Source organism: Bradyrhizobium erythrophlei, assembly GCF_900129425.1.
In the GTDB taxonomy this organism is placed as follows: domain Bacteria; phylum Pseudomonadota; class Alphaproteobacteria; order Rhizobiales; family Xanthobacteraceae; genus Bradyrhizobium; species Bradyrhizobium erythrophlei_C.
In genome coordinates this window covers 4,701,941-4,715,526 of the sequence record NZ_LT670817.1, presented here as the reverse complement: position 1 = coordinate 4,715,526, position 13,586 = coordinate 4,701,941, and the positions used below count along the sequence as shown (strand labels likewise).

Annotated in this window: 15 protein-coding genes and 1 tRNA gene; 9 read left to right on the top strand and 7 right to left on the bottom strand. The window is 62.2% G+C overall.

All coding sequences use genetic code 11. The annotated features are described in order from the left end of the window. Window positions 1-4: 4 nt before the first annotated feature. The 3 genes from B5527_RS22500 to B5527_RS22495 all read left to right on the top strand — a co-directional run bounded on the left by B5527_RS22500 (window position 5) and on the right by B5527_RS22495 (window position 1,436). Entirely contained in the window at window positions 5-574 is a 570-nt protein-coding gene (locus B5527_RS22500; protein ID WP_079603492.1) for a MerR family transcriptional regulator, read from the top strand. 230 nt (window positions 575-804) lie between these two features. Next, window positions 805-933: a hypothetical protein gene (locus tag B5527_RS47150; protein WP_276329274.1), complete on the top strand. Its 129-nt coding sequence runs from the start codon at window positions 805-807 to the stop codon at window positions 931-933. A gap of 425 nt (window positions 934-1,358) precedes the next feature. Next, window positions 1,359-1,436, top strand: a tRNA-Pro gene (locus tag B5527_RS22495). 50 nt (window positions 1,437-1,486) lie between these two features. Here B5527_RS22495 and B5527_RS44340 read toward each other — a convergent pair. Both B5527_RS44340 and B5527_RS22490 read right to left on the bottom strand, forming a co-directional pair. Then, window positions 1,487-1,690, bottom strand: coding sequence for a hypothetical protein (locus B5527_RS44340; protein ID WP_154072448.1), 204 nt, complete (start codon window positions 1,688-1,690; stop codon window positions 1,487-1,489). 77 nt (window positions 1,691-1,767) lie between these two features. Then, on the bottom strand, window positions 1,768-1,953 hold the full coding sequence (locus tag B5527_RS22490; RefSeq protein WP_079603491.1) for a hypothetical protein: 186 nt from the start codon (window positions 1,951-1,953) through the stop codon (window positions 1,768-1,770). 206 nt (window positions 1,954-2,159) lie between these two features. Here B5527_RS22490 and B5527_RS22485 point away from each other — a divergent pair, with 206 nt between their 5' ends. From B5527_RS22485 to B5527_RS22475, 3 genes are all read left to right on the top strand, one after another. Continuing rightward, on the top strand, window positions 2,160-2,372 hold the full coding sequence (locus B5527_RS22485; RefSeq protein WP_079603490.1) for a hypothetical protein: 213 nt from the start codon (window positions 2,160-2,162) through the stop codon (window positions 2,370-2,372). A 308-nt stretch (window positions 2,373-2,680) separates the two neighbouring features. Continuing rightward, window positions 2,681-3,649, top strand: coding sequence for an SDR family oxidoreductase (locus tag B5527_RS22480; protein ID WP_079603489.1), 969 nt, complete (start codon window positions 2,681-2,683; stop codon window positions 3,647-3,649). Between the two features lie 111 nt (window positions 3,650-3,760). Further along, window positions 3,761-4,075: a hypothetical protein gene (locus B5527_RS22475; protein ID WP_079603488.1), complete on the top strand. Its 315-nt coding sequence runs from the start codon at window positions 3,761-3,763 to the stop codon at window positions 4,073-4,075. Window positions 4,076-4,191: 116 nt separating this feature from the next. Here B5527_RS22475 and B5527_RS22470 read toward each other — a convergent pair whose 3' ends face one another. The 3 genes from B5527_RS22470 to B5527_RS22460 all read right to left on the bottom strand — a co-directional run bounded on the left by B5527_RS22470 (window position 4,192) and on the right by B5527_RS22460 (window position 7,465). Continuing rightward, window positions 4,192-4,599, bottom strand: a complete 408-nt coding sequence (locus tag B5527_RS22470; RefSeq protein ID WP_079603487.1) for an EF-hand domain-containing protein — start codon at window positions 4,597-4,599, stop codon at window positions 4,192-4,194. A gap of 761 nt (window positions 4,600-5,360) precedes the next feature. Further along, window positions 5,361-6,199, bottom strand: a protein-coding gene (locus tag B5527_RS22465; RefSeq protein ID WP_154072160.1) for an IS5 family transposase whose coding sequence is annotated in 2 segments (ribosomal slippage) — window positions 5,361-5,812 and window positions 5,812-6,199 — 840 coding nt in all. Because the reading frame shifts where the segments join, the coding sequence is not laid out codon by codon here. A 324-nt stretch (window positions 6,200-6,523) separates the two neighbouring features. Further along, on the bottom strand, window positions 6,524-7,465 hold the full coding sequence (locus B5527_RS22460) for an acetamidase/formamidase family protein (protein ID WP_079603486.1): 942 nt from the start codon (window positions 7,463-7,465) through the stop codon (window positions 6,524-6,526). Window positions 7,466-7,703: 238 nt separating this feature from the next. On the opposite strand from B5527_RS22460, the gene B5527_RS22455 reads away from it, so the two are divergent. The 3 genes from B5527_RS22455 (at window position 7,704) to B5527_RS22445 (ending at window position 10,604) form a co-directional block, all read left to right on the top strand. Beyond that, window positions 7,704-8,507 carry a YdcF family protein gene (locus B5527_RS22455; RefSeq protein ID WP_079603485.1) on the top strand — a complete coding sequence of 268 codons (804 nt, stop codon included), beginning with the start codon at window positions 7,704-7,706 and terminating at the stop codon, window positions 8,505-8,507. A gap of 82 nt (window positions 8,508-8,589) precedes the next feature. Beyond that, entirely contained in the window at window positions 8,590-9,378 is a 789-nt protein-coding gene (locus B5527_RS22450) for a DUF169 domain-containing protein (RefSeq protein ID WP_079603484.1), read from the top strand. A 47-nt stretch (window positions 9,379-9,425) separates the two neighbouring features. Continuing rightward, window positions 9,426-10,604 carry a saccharopine dehydrogenase family protein gene (locus tag B5527_RS22445; RefSeq protein ID WP_079603483.1) on the top strand — a complete coding sequence of 393 codons (1,179 nt, stop codon included), beginning with the start codon at window positions 9,426-9,428 and terminating at the stop codon, window positions 10,602-10,604. Window positions 10,605-10,615: 11 nt separating this feature from the next. Here B5527_RS22445 and B5527_RS22440 read toward each other — a convergent pair whose 3' ends face one another. Together B5527_RS22440 and B5527_RS22435 are read right to left on the bottom strand one after the other, a co-directional pair. Beyond that, a complete protein-coding gene (locus tag B5527_RS22440; RefSeq protein WP_079603482.1) occupies window positions 10,616-11,890 on the bottom strand; it encodes an O-antigen ligase family protein in 1,275 nt (424 codons plus the stop codon). A gap of 51 nt (window positions 11,891-11,941) precedes the next feature. After that, the gene (locus B5527_RS22435; RefSeq protein WP_079603481.1) at window positions 11,942-13,492 is read right to left on the bottom strand and encodes an undecaprenyl-phosphate glucose phosphotransferase; all 1,551 of its coding nucleotides are present in this window, start codon (window positions 13,490-13,492) and stop codon (window positions 11,942-11,944) included. Between the last annotated feature and the right edge of the window lie 94 nt (window positions 13,493-13,586).

The following is a 13,586-nucleotide window of genomic DNA, read 5'->3' as shown; positions in this document are numbered from 1 at the left end:
GCATTTGGACAAGTCGCCGGATGCGTTCCGAACCATCAGCGAGGTCGCCGCCGACCTCGACATTCCCCAGCACGTGCTGAGGTTCTGGGAGACGCGGTTCACCCAGATCAAGCCGATGAAGCGCAGCGGCGGCCGGCGCTACTATCGCCCCGACGACGTGGATCTGCTCCGTGGCATCCGGCGCCTGCTGTACGGCGAGGGCTACACCATCCGCGGGGTGCAGCGGATCCTGAAAGAGCACGGCATCGCCTCGGTGCAGCGGCTGGCGGACGGATCGGCGGTTGCCTCGTTCGGTGCGATCGAGGAGGCCATCGGGAAAAGCGTGCTGGAGCCGGAGCAGGACGCAGCACCCGGCCTCGACCTCGACGACGACGATTATGAGGGCACCGACGGCATCGATTTTCGCCTGCTCGAGGAGGAAGACGAGGACGGCATTCCGGGCGTGCTTGAAGGCGGCTCGCTGCCCGGCCTCGGCAACGGCGCGCGCCTGCTCGACGCCGCCCGCCTGCAGGCGGTGTTGCAGGACCTGATCGCCTGCCGGCAGTTGCTCGATTCCGCGCTCAAGGACGGGTAGTGGCGTTCGGCTAGCTTGCCGCTGCGAAGAACTCCTGCTGAGCGTGTTGACTGTGCTGGATCGGTTCGCCAGACGTAAATCCAAAAGCGCGGTTCCGAAGCAGGGAACAAAAGTTTCGTTGCTGCGCGGTCACGGAACCGTTGAGCCGCCGCGCTCGCGACTCCCATTGAACCTTGGGCCGCTGGCAACGACCTAATGTCAAAGGGGGGGGGCAAACTCAGGAGGCGATCATGTCGCACTGGCACGATCCCATGGTGGACAGGCCGGAAACGGATGGCGCGGTTTACGTGACTGGTTGGACGATTTCCGGCCTGGCCGTGCTTGGGACCATCGTTGCGGTTTGGGTGTTCGGAATTTAGGAAGTGAAAGAAGCTACCAACTGACGCGGCCTGCGGGCGCGCGCCAGGGACGGTGAGACGATGGCTTTGATCCCTGTCAAAATCGCGCTTCTGGCTGGTCTGGGGATACTTAGCCTTGGCGTTTTGCCGAACAGGCGGACGGGCGCAATCATCGCCATTGCGGCCTGCGTCGCAGCCGCTTTTATGCTTCACTTCGTGGCCCCCTGAAAAATCAAATCAGGCCACGCCCAAAATCAATCGGGCCAGCAGGGGTCGAACGGGACAGCACCCTGGACCGTTTGGGAACAGCAAGGGAACGTCGTGCGGATCATTCCGGGACTCTGGGTTCACGAGCGCGCTTTTCGTGTCCCTTATGTTCGCATTCGAGGATTTCGTAGCTTGCGTGTGGCTGGGAATTTTCCTAAGCATCAACGCCGTTAAGGCATCGGAGCGTGGCGCAGCCCGGTTAGCGCACTAGTCTGGGAGACTAGGGGTCGGAGGTTCAAATCCTCTCGCTCCGACCAAAAAAGCCCCGCGAAAAATGCGGGCACTTTCTCCTGGTCTGTTTTTGCTGCTAGTTCCTGCCGGTACTGCCCGCCACCGATCCGCCGAACTGGGAGGAGCCGGTTCCGCTCAATGACGTCGCCCCGCCAGCCGTGCCGTTCGGACTGGCTGAGTGATAGCGCATGTGGTGGTGGTGCCTGTGCCCGGAGTAGGCGAGCGCAAAGCTACTGGAAAGCGCGAACGCGACTGCCAGCACAATCGTCGTGATTTTCATGGCCGTCTCCCTTGGGGTGAATACCCCGGGATAATTCGCCATGACTGCTTTTGTTTCAGCTATCCCGCGCCCGCGCGCTATCGGCCGAAACTCTGCCTGATCGCCTCCGAATTTTCGCGCACCGCCTTGTTGGCCAGGCTGATGAAGATCGGAATAGCCACAATCAACAGCAACAGCATCACCAGGCGCGTACGGCTCAGACGGAGCCTGGGGCGCTTGATGTGGTGCAGGTTGCTAGGTTCGGGACCGTCCTGGTTTTCCATCGGTTTTACTCCTAGCACGACTTGACCGCCGGCGCCCGGGTCCTCGTTGCGGACGCGCGAGCGACGAACGACAGGACGCTGCAGATGGTATGTGGGACAGTGATTAGCGGGGACAACTGTCACGGCATCATGGCCCGTTCCTTGAAATGCCCGCTTCGATGCTCAGGGTGCCCACCGAAAACTCGCGAGAGCTAGGGAGGTGCGACATGCGCGTTCGCCCCCGCGATCTGGCCGACCGGATGTCCGGCCTTCGGCAGCCCCAGATATTTAGATTGCCGATCGACGCGGCGCGTCTGAAAGCTCGCGAAATCCTCGATCAATTTCCGCAGGCCGGATACACGGCGGTGGTCGAAAACTGGCGGCAGCTTCCGGACGGTCAGATCGAATTCACCATGCGGCACCTGCCGACCGTGGACTGAGCCCGTAAGCCCATAGGTCGCAATACCGTGGCGTGATGCGCCGCCCTTGGCGCCGAAAAGTGGCGGAATACGCTTTCAGCTATTCCACCCTTCGGGCCGACCCCATCGACCGCAAACACTGGCATTTCGTTCGCGTCGTCTCGAACGCCAACCAGCAAATAGTGCTTGCTAGGCGGTGTTTCCGGGACTTATTGAGGCTTGTCCGAATTCGAATGGTCTCACCCCGAGACAAGGGGGCGGGGCTTCAAACTGTCTCGCTCCAACCAAAATCTCCACGACATCAATTCCAACGGAAGGCGGGCGATCCCATGAAGGATTTTGCCGGAAAAACTGCTGTCATCACCGGAGGCGGCACGGGCATGGGGCGCGAGCTGGCACGGCAACTGGTCGCCGAGGGCTGCAATGTCGCGATGTGCGATGTCTCCGCCGATGCAATGGCCGAGACAAAGCGGCTGTGCGAGGTGGAAAAGCTGCCGCAGGGGCTGCGCATCACCACGCATATCGCCGACGTCTCGATCGAGGACCAGCTCACACGCTTTCGCGACGAACTGATCGAGCAGCAGGCGATCGACCGGATCCATCTCTTGTTCAACAATGCCGGCATCGGCGGCGGCGGCAGCCTGTTCACCAACACGCGGGAGCAGTGGGAAAAGACCTTCAACATCTGCTGGGGCGGGGTCTATCTGGGTGTTCGCACCTTCCTGCCGCTGCTGGTGAAGGCCGACGAGGGCCACATCATCAATACCAGTAGCGTCAACGGTTTCTGGGCCTCGATCGGAATGGGCGTGTCGCACACGGCCTATAGCTCGGCGAAGTTCGCGGTGAAGGGATTTACCGAAGCGCTGATCAACGATCTCCGGCTCAACGCGCCGCACATCAAATGCTCCGTGGTGATGCCCGGCCACGTCGGCACGTCAATTGTTTCCAATTCCCGAAAAGTCCAGAGCGGCACCGATTCCGATCGCCTCAGCGACAACGAAGTCGCGCTGACCCGCGTGCGTCTTTCCGCAGGGGGTATCGATGCGTCGACGATGTCGGATGACGAGGTCCAGGCGCTCGCCGCCGAACGCGCCCGCAGTTTTCGCGACGATGCGCCGATGACGGCCGCGGCCGCCGCGAAAGTCATTCTCGATGGCGTCAAGGCCGGACAGTGGCGCATCCTGGTCGGCGACGACGCCCGCCAGCTCGACGAGCGCGTGCGGCAAACGCCGGAACGCGCTTACGACGCCGACTTCTACCAGAGCTTCGCCACCGAGGTCGGCTGGCGGCTGGGTTAGATTTCGCGTCCATGGGAACATGCGTTGTCCTGCTTGGTTGCCTTACATTCCTCGGAGGTGCGCCGAAGGCGCGAACTCACCGAAGGATGAGAAGAAATCGAGGAGAGGCAAATGAACGCGAAACAGATCGCTCTCGCAGCCTGCGCCATCATGGTTTTGAGCGTGGGGACCGCAAACGCCGGCCCTTGCAACACCGGCGGCAAGGACGCCGGCTCTGGTCCGACGCCCGGCTCCACCGGTCAGTCCACCACGACAGGTTCGGCAAACACCGGTGAGCACCCGCCTACGGATACGATGAACCGCGTGGCTGGAGCAAAGGCCACGTCATCGCAGGACGCCCAGAGGCAGATGCAAGGCGAGCCCACTGCGGCGCAGCAGGCACAGGGTGCGAAACCTTCGGCGAAGATGGCCGATCAAGGCTGCTGAGCGTTCTCGATCGAGAGATCCGCACGGCTGCCCCGGCGAGCGCCGCGGGCGCTCGCGATCCGGCCAACGTTCCGAGGAAGGTCTGCGACGGGCCTAGGTGGCCTGGCGTCGTGCAGCTATCTCAAGAGCCGCAGCAGGGAGCGGCCCGCCGCGCTATTGAGTTCCTTGGCGTCCAGCGTTCCGTCATTATCCGGGTCGGCCGCTTTGAAACGTTGCTCGACGAGGGCAAGATACTCGTCCTTGGTGAGCGTGCCGTCGTGGTCGGGATCGGCAGCGGCCAGGTCCTTGGCCGAAACTCTCCGGGACAATTCACGCTTGTCCAGCGTGCCGTCCTTGTCGCGTTCCAGCTTGTCAAACACCGCGGAAGCCGCCTTCTTGGCTTCGGCGAGATCGACGGTGCCATCATTGTCCGTGTCGAGCATCTGGATCGATTTGCTGCGGCGGGATTGTGCGAAAACCGGCAAAGCGGTGGCGAGCAACGTGCCGGCCGTCAGCGAAAAAACGATAGTGCGGCGCGATATCATGTTGTGACCTTTCCGGATTCCCAAATGAGACGCTGCGAAAACTCCACTGGCGAAAGCAAGTTCCTGGCGACCGGGCTCGCCGCGGCCGGGGTCACCGAATTGCTTATATAAGGAAGCGATTGCCGCTGGAGATCAAGAGAATTCGGAATTTGACGCCAGCGCCGAGGCGTCAGGACGACACGAGTTCGGCCATTCAGAGTTTTCTAAAACCTGATTTGTTGAAACGGATCAAGCTGATTTGCCCGACGGGCGTGCTTTCCGATTTCGTGTCCAGCCCCTTTTGAAAAAATATTCTGGTTTTCCGAAGACCCAAATCAGTTGTATGTCTCTGGCCGTCCCGTCCCACTCAGAGGGGCGGCTCGCGACGTCACGGACGCGGGGCGGGATGCGGTGGACGCGGCGGCGCGCTTGACGGGCGTTGCTTGCAGCGGACGGCGAAGACGTGTGGTCCTGACACCCCGACGCTGGTGTCAAGTTTGCGGATTAATCCGCGTAACGACGGTGGCAAGAAAGCCGATCACCGGGGAGAGCACGGTATAAGCCGTAAACCATTGCGTGCGGGAATGTCGGGTGATTTCCGATGGCTCGCTGTGAATACTCGTGTGCATACTTACTACCAATATGCGCACACGAGGCTGCGGGTGCATCGGGCGCCCGGCATTCCCCACGCCCTCTGTTTTCAGGGCGGATGTTTTTGGCAAACCTCGGACGTACCGCGCCGCGAGATCGCGAAGGTGTGTCTGAGTGTCTGTCCGGAGACTTCAGGCCGGATTGCAGAGTTTTCTGAGCATGAAGCGGATTGAGGCGAGTCGCAAGAACGCCAACGCCTTTCGGTTGAGGCACTCCCAATCCTTGGCCAGGCGGCGGCAGCGGTTGAGCCACGCAATGGTGCGCTCGACGATCCAGCGTTTAGGCAACACCACGAAGCTGCTGACCTGATCGGAACGTTTGACGATTTCGATCTCGATATGCGGTCGAAGTTTCGCAAGCGCATTGGCAAATTTCGGTCCTTTATATCCGCTATCGACGAACAGCTTCTTCAAAAACGGAAACATCCCGAACAATGTCGTCATGACGAGAGCGCCGCCATCGCGATCCTGGATGTCGGCCGGATGAACGACGGCGTGGAGCAGGAGACCTACTGTGTCGACAAGAATGTGCCGCTTCTTGCCCTTGATCTTCTTGCCCGCATCGTAGCCGTGCGGATCAATGAACGCCCCCCTTTTTCCGCGCTTTTCACGCTCTGGCTATCGATGATGGCGGCAGTCGGACTGGCTTTCCGCTGGGCTTGTTCTCGACACTGCTGATAGAGCGCATCGTGGATTCGTTCCAATGTGCCGTCATAGGTCCACAGGTCGAAGTAGTCGTGGACCGAGCTTTTCGGCGGCAGGTCCTTCGGGATCGCGCGCCACTGACAGCCGGTCGAGAGAATGTACATGAGGCCGTTCACCACCTCCCGCATGATCACCGTGCGCTTGCCACCGCCAGTCTTGCCCGGCGGGATCAGCGGTTCGACCAGTCTCCATTCGTCGTCGGTCAGATCGCTCGGATAGCGCAACATGCTGCGGTCGTATCGGGCGCGATTCTTGCTCGTCCACATCGGTGACCCCTCCTCGAATCAGGCCACCACTCTTGAATCACAGATGATTCATATGATTCAAGAACTCTCCGGACAGACACTGAGATTGGCTGTCTGAAAAAAATTAAATCTGCGCACGCGCGTACGCGTCACCTCTCCCCTTGTGGGAGAGGTCGGATCGCATCGTCAGATGCGATCCGGGTGAGGGGTTACGCTCTCACGATAGACCTGAACCCCTCACCCCAACCCTCTCCCACAAGGGGAGAGGGAGCTCACCACCGATGCCGAGATATTGATGCCTTTACTGCAGCTCGATTGCTTCGCATCGCCCCGGAATGCTGGACCTCACCCATGCACCACCGACTTGGCGATCATGCAGTGAATGCCCTTGGAGCCGTTGACGGTCTGGGTCACGCGCAGATCCGCGGCGAGGCTGCAGAGCGTGTAGGCGTCCTCGCGCGACAGGTTGCGCTTTTCGCCGAGCAGCACGATCATGTCGCGCAGCGCGCGCACCACGCATTGGTCGAGGTCGGGATCCATCGCCATCGTCATGTAATGATCAGGCGTCTCGGCGCGGGGATAATCGAGCCGCAAATCCCTGCGCAGCGTCAGCCGGAAACGGCCCTGCAGCGCGGTCTCGATTGCGGTGACGCAGACCTCGCCGTCGCCCTGCACGCCGTGGCCGTCGCCGCAGGAAAACAGCGCGCCCGGCACGAACACCGGCAGATAAAGTTTGGCGCCGGGGATCAGCTCCTTGTTGTCCAAATTGCCGCCCATCGCGCGCGGGATCAGCGAGGTGATGCGGCCCCAGGCCGGCGGCGGCGCCACGCCCATCACGCCGAAGAACGGCCGAAGCGGCAGATCGAGCCCCCACGGCAGCCGGCCCACCATCCGCTCCGCATCGAGGGGAATGTTGAGCAGCCGGGTCTCGTGGAAATCATCGGGCAGGGTGCCGGCGAGCGGCCGGATCAGATTGTAGCCCCAGTCCTGCCGCAGCCTGACGTCGAGAATCTCGACCTCGAGCACGTCGCCGGGCTTGGCGCCTTCGACCGCGATCGGGCCGGTCAGGATGTGACCGGGCACCATCCGCTCGTTTTTGGCGTGCACCGCCGCGAGTTCGGGCGGAACGTGGAATCGATTCCGGTCCGGCACCACGTCCGGTCCGCCGCTGATGGTGTCGACGGTGACCTCATCGCCGCTGGCGACGGTGAGCACGGGTTTGAGCCTGGCTTCGAAGAACCCCCAGTGGCAGGTTTCGGGGCTTGAATGCAGATGATGATGCGTCATGACGGGGGCTTTTCGTTAGGGCGGGATACTGCCAGTGTGCCCTGCCGCGGGCGTTCTGTCGAATGCGCATTCTCGTCATTGCCGGGCTTGACCCGGCAATCCACCCTCTCTTCGAAGATGGCCTTTGCGAAGATAGATGGATACGCGGGTCAAGCCCGCGTATGACGTTCTCCGCGAGGAGAGGCCGCTTTCTCAAGGTCGGCGCTTCACGCCCTAAGAATATTTAAAGAGGCCTCTCTTGTTTTTCATCCTCTCCAAGACCATCGGCATCATGCTGCTGCCGGCCAACTTCCTGATCGGCGCCGGTGTCATCGGCGCACTGCTGCTGGTCACGCGGTTTGCATCGCTCGGCCGCAAGCTGATGGTCGTTGCCTTGGTGCTGCTTGCGATCTGCGGGTTTTCGCCGCTGGGAAACTTCGTGCTTTATCCGCTGGAATCGCGATTTCCGCCATGGGATCCCGCGCGCGGCGCGCCCGACGGCATTGTCGTGCTGGGCGGCGCGATCGACGGGGATCTTTCGGCGGCCCATGGCGTCGCGGTGTTCAGAGGCGCGGCCGACCGTGTCATCGCCGCGGCCGAACTGGCCCGTCGCTATCCGAACGCCCGCATCATCTACTCCGGCGGCAGCGGGAATTTGATCTCGGACGATGCGAGGGAAGCCGATTACGCCGCCGCGGTATTCGAAAGTCTCGGTGTTTCCAAGGCGCGGCTGACCATGGAGCGGCGCTCGCGCAATACCCAGGAGAACGCCGAATTCTCCAAGGCGATTGCCGCGCCGAAAAGCGGCGAACGCTGGCTGCTGGTGACGTCCGCCTACCACATGCCGCGGTCGGTCGGGCTGTTCCGAAAGGCCGGATTTGCCGTCGAGCCGTATCCGGTGGATTGGCGCGTCGGCGGCCGCGCCGATCTCTGGAATTTCTGGATCATCGCGGTGGACGGGCTGGATTGCGTCGATACCGGCATTCGCGAATGGATCGGGCTGGTCGCGTACCGCGCCACCGGCAAGATCGACGAGCTGTTGCCGGGGCCTGCGCCGCCGTGACGCGCGTGTCGCGGCCGACGAATAATCCGGCTAGGATCGAAACACGTGCAACGGTAAGCCTGCCGTTCAGGGAGTGTCAGTGATGCAGCAAGCGGCAATGCAGAGCGAAAAATTCGATCTGGCCGGCATGGTGGCCGATCTGAACAGCCTGCTTCGGCTGAAGACCACCGTAACAGGCATGAAGATGTTCGCGAAGGCCGAGGAGATGGCGGCGATTCCAAAAATCAGGCGGCCGACAGCGATTCACACCACGGACCAGATCGTCAGCATGGCCTCGCGGCTGGGCTGGACCGTCGGCATCACCGCTGACGATCTGGTCGGCGCGCAGTGCCGCGCGGTGATCGGTCTGGCGCCGCAGGACGACAAGTGGCTCGCCGGCCAGGCGTATGTTGGGGTCTGGCACGCGAATGCCGAGGACGCGCGCAAGCGCCAGCAGGCACTCGATGTCGTCGCTTTCGGCCAATACGAGGCGCTGGTGGTGAGCCCGCTCGCCAGCGGACGCCTCAACCCGCCGGATATTTGTCTGGTCTATGCGACGCCGGGGCAGATGATCATTCTGATCAACGGCCTGCAATATACCGGCTACAAGAAATTCGAATGGGGCGTGGTCGGCGAGACCGCTTGCGCCGATTCATGGGGGCGGGCGCTGAAAACCGGCGAGCCCAGCCTGTCGCTGCCGTGCTATGCGGAGCGGCGCTATGGCGGCGTGCCGGATGAGGAGATGCTGATGGCGCTGTCGCCCGCGCATCTCGCCAAGGCGATCACGGGCATGAAGGCGTTGGCGAAAAACGGTCTGCGTTATCCGATCGCGCCCTATGGCATTCAAAGCGACGTGCGCGCCGGCATGGGCGTTTCCTACGCGAAGAAGTAATACAAGCGCATCCAGACCTTTCCGAAAAGCATCCCAGGGAATCGAATATGAAGCCTTCGTCGAAATTCGACATCGTTGTCTATGGCGCCACCGGTTTTACGGGCCAGCTCGTCGCCGAATATCTCGCGGCGCATTATACCGGCGCGAGCGCGCCGAAATGGGCGATGGCCGGACGCAGCCTGGACAAGCTTGCCGCGGTGCGCGATGCGATCGGCGCGCCGGCCGACACGGCGTTGATCCAGGCCGACGCCAGCGATCCGGCATCGCTGAAAGCCATGATCGACCAGACCGGATCGGTGCTGTCGACGGTCGGCCCGTATCAGCTTTACGGTTCAGAACTGGTCGCGGCCTGCGCGGCGAGCGGCACCGACTATCTCGATCTCTGCGGCGAGCCGGTCTGGATGCGCCAGATGATCGATGCGCACCAGGCCACCGCGCAATCGAGCGGGGCACGCATCGTGTTTTCCTGCGGCTTCGATTCGCTGCCGTTCGAACTCGGCGTGTTCTTTTGTCAGGGGACGGCAAAGAAAGTGCTGGGTGCGCCGGTCAGCCGCGTCAAAGGCCGCGTCCGCGCCATGAAGGGAACGTTCTCGGGCGGCACCGCGGCCAGCATCAAGGCGACGTTTGCCGCCGCGGCGAAGGACCTCAGCCAGGTGGCGCTGTTGAAGAACCCGTTCGTGCTGACGCCGGGCTTCGAGGGCCCAAAGCAGCCGCCCGGCAACAAGCCGCTGTTCGATGCGGAATTGGATGCGTGGACCGCGCCGTTTGTGATGGCGACCATCAACACCCGCAACGTGCACCGTTCCAACCTGCTGATGGGATTTCCGTACGGAAAAGACTTTATCTATGACGAGATGGTGCTGACCGGCCCTGGCGAGAAAGGCGAAGCCAACGCCAAGCGCGTCGTTGCCGCCAATATGGAGATGGGTGGGCCGGGCGGCCCGAAGCCGGGCGAGGGCCCGTCGAAGCAAGAGCGCGACACCGGTCTCTACGATCTTCTGTTCGTCGGGATTGCGCCCGACGGACGTCAGGTTCGCGTCGCGGTGCGCGGCGATCGCGATCCCGGTTATGGATCGACCTCGAAAATGATCGCGGAATGCGCGATCGGCCTGCGCGAGGCGCCGGAAGTCAAAGGCGGCATCTGGACCCCCGGCGCGGCGATGGGCAACGCCCTGGTCAAGCGGCTGGTCGATCACGCCGGGCTGACGTTTGAGGTCGAGGCATAGATCCCGTGGGTTCAGGCGGCGCTGATCTCGTCGGACGCCGTCAGCGCGCGATCTGGATTGATCTTGTAGGGTTGCGCGGCGGCGAACATGCCCCACATCGCACCCAGCATCATCCAGAAGTGCCGCCAGTGGTCGGTGTCGATGATAAAACTTTCGCCGACGGTGCCGAGGAACGCCGCGAAAATCGCGAGATAGGCGCGTTGCCAGGGCACGCGGACGAAGACGTGCCGGAATCCGATGATGACGGTGACGAACACCAGCGCGGGATAGCAGATGCCCGAAATCCAGCCGCCGGACATGAAGGCGTTCAAATAGGAGTTGTGGGTGTCCTCGGGGAAATAGTTGTGGAACTGGAGCGGCCCGATCCCGAACGGCAGGTCGAGCGCCATCTGGGCGCCGAGGATGTGTCGTCCGAACCGGCCGAAGCGGCCCTCGTCGTAGCTTTGATCGAAGCTCGCACGCTGCTTGAACATTTCGCTGATCGAATCGAACGACAACAGCACCGCGAGCAGCGCCACCACGATGACCACCGCGACCACCGACATCACGACGATGCGCGAGCGTTGCGCGCGCGAGGAACTGGTCAGGACCATCAGCACCAGCATGAAGGCGGCCGTGATCACGAGCCCGCCCCATGCCGCGCGCGAAAATGCCAGCAGGATCGCGAAAGCCATGATGCCGAGCGCGAGGGTGCTGCGGAGCGATTTTGCCAGGCGATCGGAGACGACGCTTTGCAGGGCGAACAGCGAGGGCAGGATCAGGAACGCGCCGAATACGTTAGGGTCCTTGAAGGTGCCGCGCGCGCGCTCATAGAGCGTCAGCAGGTCATGTCCGCCGGGAACGAGATTGAAGTAGCCGGCGATGCCCGAAATCGATGCAATCAGGGCGCCGACAATCAGGCCGCGACGAAGCATGTCGAGCCGCGCCAGCGTGTCTTCGGACACCACCATCGCGAAGAACATCACCGTGAATGCCATGTACCAGGAGGTCGCGATCCAGTTGGCGACCTCGGGCTTGTCCAGAAAGGGGACGGCGCCGATGGAGTAGCCGACATTGACCAGGAACAGCAGCAGCAACAGCGGCATGAACACCAGCCGCATCCGCAAACCCGTGGCAAAGAAAATGACGGCGGCGGCGAGCGTCACCAGTTCGTAGGGGCTGGGTTCGATGAAAACGATCGCGCCGGACGCGCCGACCAGCCACACCAGCGCGCGCTGCAGCGTCATCACGCGCGGCGCTGAAGTCGCTGATGAAGGCAAGCCCCCGGCTGTCGCCGCATACGCCATTACACACTCGCAAACTTACGCAACGCAACTACCGACCGAGGCGTCAGGCGTTCAATAAGCGTTCTCATTCTTCGTCATCAGCGCCAGCGGCGTCTTGAGAAGAATGTAGAGATCGAACAGCACCGACCAGTTCTCGATGTAATAGAGGTCGAACTCGACGCGTTTCTGGATTTTCTCCTCGCTGTCGACTTCACCCCGCCAGCCGTTGATCTGCGCCCAGCCGGTAATGCCGGGCTTGACGCGGTGGCGCGCGAAATATCCGTCGACCGCCTCGTCGAACAGCCGGCTCTGCAATTTGCCCTGCACGGCGTGCGGGCGCGGGCCGACCAGCGAGAGGTTGCTCTTGAACACGACGTTGAAGAGCTGCGGCAGTTCGTCAAGACTGGTCTTGCGGATGAAACGTCCGACGCGGGTAACGCGGCTGTCGTTCTTGGTCACGACCTTCGTGGCCAGCGGATCGGCCTGATCGTGGTACAGCGAGCGAAACTTGAATACGTCGATGCGTTCGTTGTTGAAGCCGAACCGCTTCTGGCGGAACAGCACCGGGCCCGGACTGTCGAGTTTCACGGCGAGCGCGACCAGCGCCATCAGCGGCGAGGCCAGCAGCAGAATGATGGCGCCGGCGACATGGTCGAACAGCCATTTCATCACCAGATCCCAGTCGGTGATCGGCGCCTCGAAAACATCCAGCGTCGGCACCTTGCCCAGATAGGAATAGGAGCGGGGACGGAAGCGCAGCTTGTTGGTGTGGGCGGAAAGCCTGATGTCCACCGGCAGCACCCACAACTTTTTCAGCATCTCGAGAATACGGGTCTCCGCCGAAATCGGCAGCGCAAACAGCACGAGGTCGACGCGGGTACGGCGGGCGAACTCGACGATGTCGTCGATCTTGCCGAGCTTGGGACTGCCGGCGCAGGTCTCCAGCGCGCGGCTGTCGTTGCGGTCATCGAACACGCCAAGGATATCGATATCCGAATCGTCCTGGGCGTTGAGCGCCTCGACCAGTTTTTCACCGTCCTGGTCCGACCCGACGATAATAGTGCGGCGGTCGAGCCGTCCCTGGCGCGCCCAGCTGCGCACCATCGCGCGCAGGAACACCCGTTCGGCAATAAGGCCGCCGAGACCGACAAAGAAGAACGCCGAGAGCCACAGCCGCGATACTTCGTTGCCGAGTTTTGCGAAGAACGATGCGCCGATGAACAGGAGGAAGACGAACGCCCAGGAAGAAATCATCCGCGTCATCTGCCGGAGCTGCCCCCGAAACACCTGTACTTCGTAGATGTCGGCGGCCTGGAAGCAGACCACCGCAGCCGCGGTTATGCCGAAAATGGCCGCGATATATTCCCAGCGAAAGCCCGAGAGGCGCGCCACATATCCGAGATAGAGCGCGACGCCGATGAGACTGAGCAGCGCGAAATCGGCGCCCCGGACCGCGCCCGCGATCACGATCGGCGAATACGCCCGGCGCACTTTCTGGTTGGTGACGGCAAGCGCCGCCTGCGACAGCCGCCGGCGCCGTTCGATCGGAGGACGATCCGTCGTGGCGGTCGCTGCTGCCGCGGACGCGGCATCTAACATGGAGCGTGCGTTAATTGGTTCCACTGTGTCCAAGTCCGTTCCTGCACAGGCATCTAGGCATGCGCGCGCCGAGGCGGAAAACCCCGCTCACGGCTTAACGGACAAATCGGAAGAAACG

What these genes read in the sequence shown, in the direction of transcription:
- B5527_RS22485 (WP_079603490.1), top strand. Translation starts at nt 2,160, where the DNA reads ATGCGCGTTCGCCCCCGCGATCTGGCCGACCGGATGTCCGGCCTTCGG.
- B5527_RS22475 (WP_079603488.1), top strand. Translation starts at nt 3,761, where the DNA reads ATGAACGCGAAACAGATCGCTCTCGCAGCCTGCGCCATCATGGTTTTG.
- B5527_RS44340 (WP_154072448.1), bottom strand. Translation starts at nt 1,690, where the DNA reads ATGAAAATCACGACGATTGTGCTGGCAGTCGCGTTCGCGCTTTCCAGT.
- B5527_RS22445 (WP_079603483.1), top strand. Translation starts at nt 9,426, where the DNA reads ATGAAGCCTTCGTCGAAATTCGACATCGTTGTCTATGGCGCCACCGGT.
- B5527_RS22440 (WP_079603482.1), bottom strand. Translation starts at nt 11,890, where the DNA reads ATGGCGTATGCGGCGACAGCCGGGGGCTTGCCTTCATCAGCGACTTCA.
- B5527_RS22490 (WP_079603491.1), bottom strand. Translation starts at nt 1,953, where the DNA reads ATGGAAAACCAGGACGGTCCCGAACCTAGCAACCTGCACCACATCAAG.
- B5527_RS22470 (WP_079603487.1), bottom strand. Translation starts at nt 4,599, where the DNA reads ATGATATCGCGCCGCACTATCGTTTTTTCGCTGACGGCCGGCACGTTG.
- B5527_RS22480 (WP_079603489.1), top strand. Translation starts at nt 2,681, where the DNA reads ATGAAGGATTTTGCCGGAAAAACTGCTGTCATCACCGGAGGCGGCACG.
- B5527_RS22460 (WP_079603486.1), bottom strand. Translation starts at nt 7,465, where the DNA reads ATGACGCATCATCATCTGCATTCAAGCCCCGAAACCTGCCACTGGGGG.
- B5527_RS22450 (WP_079603484.1), top strand. Translation starts at nt 8,590, where the DNA reads ATGCAGCAAGCGGCAATGCAGAGCGAAAAATTCGATCTGGCCGGCATG.
- B5527_RS47150 (WP_276329274.1), top strand. Translation starts at nt 805, where the DNA reads ATGTCGCACTGGCACGATCCCATGGTGGACAGGCCGGAAACGGATGGC.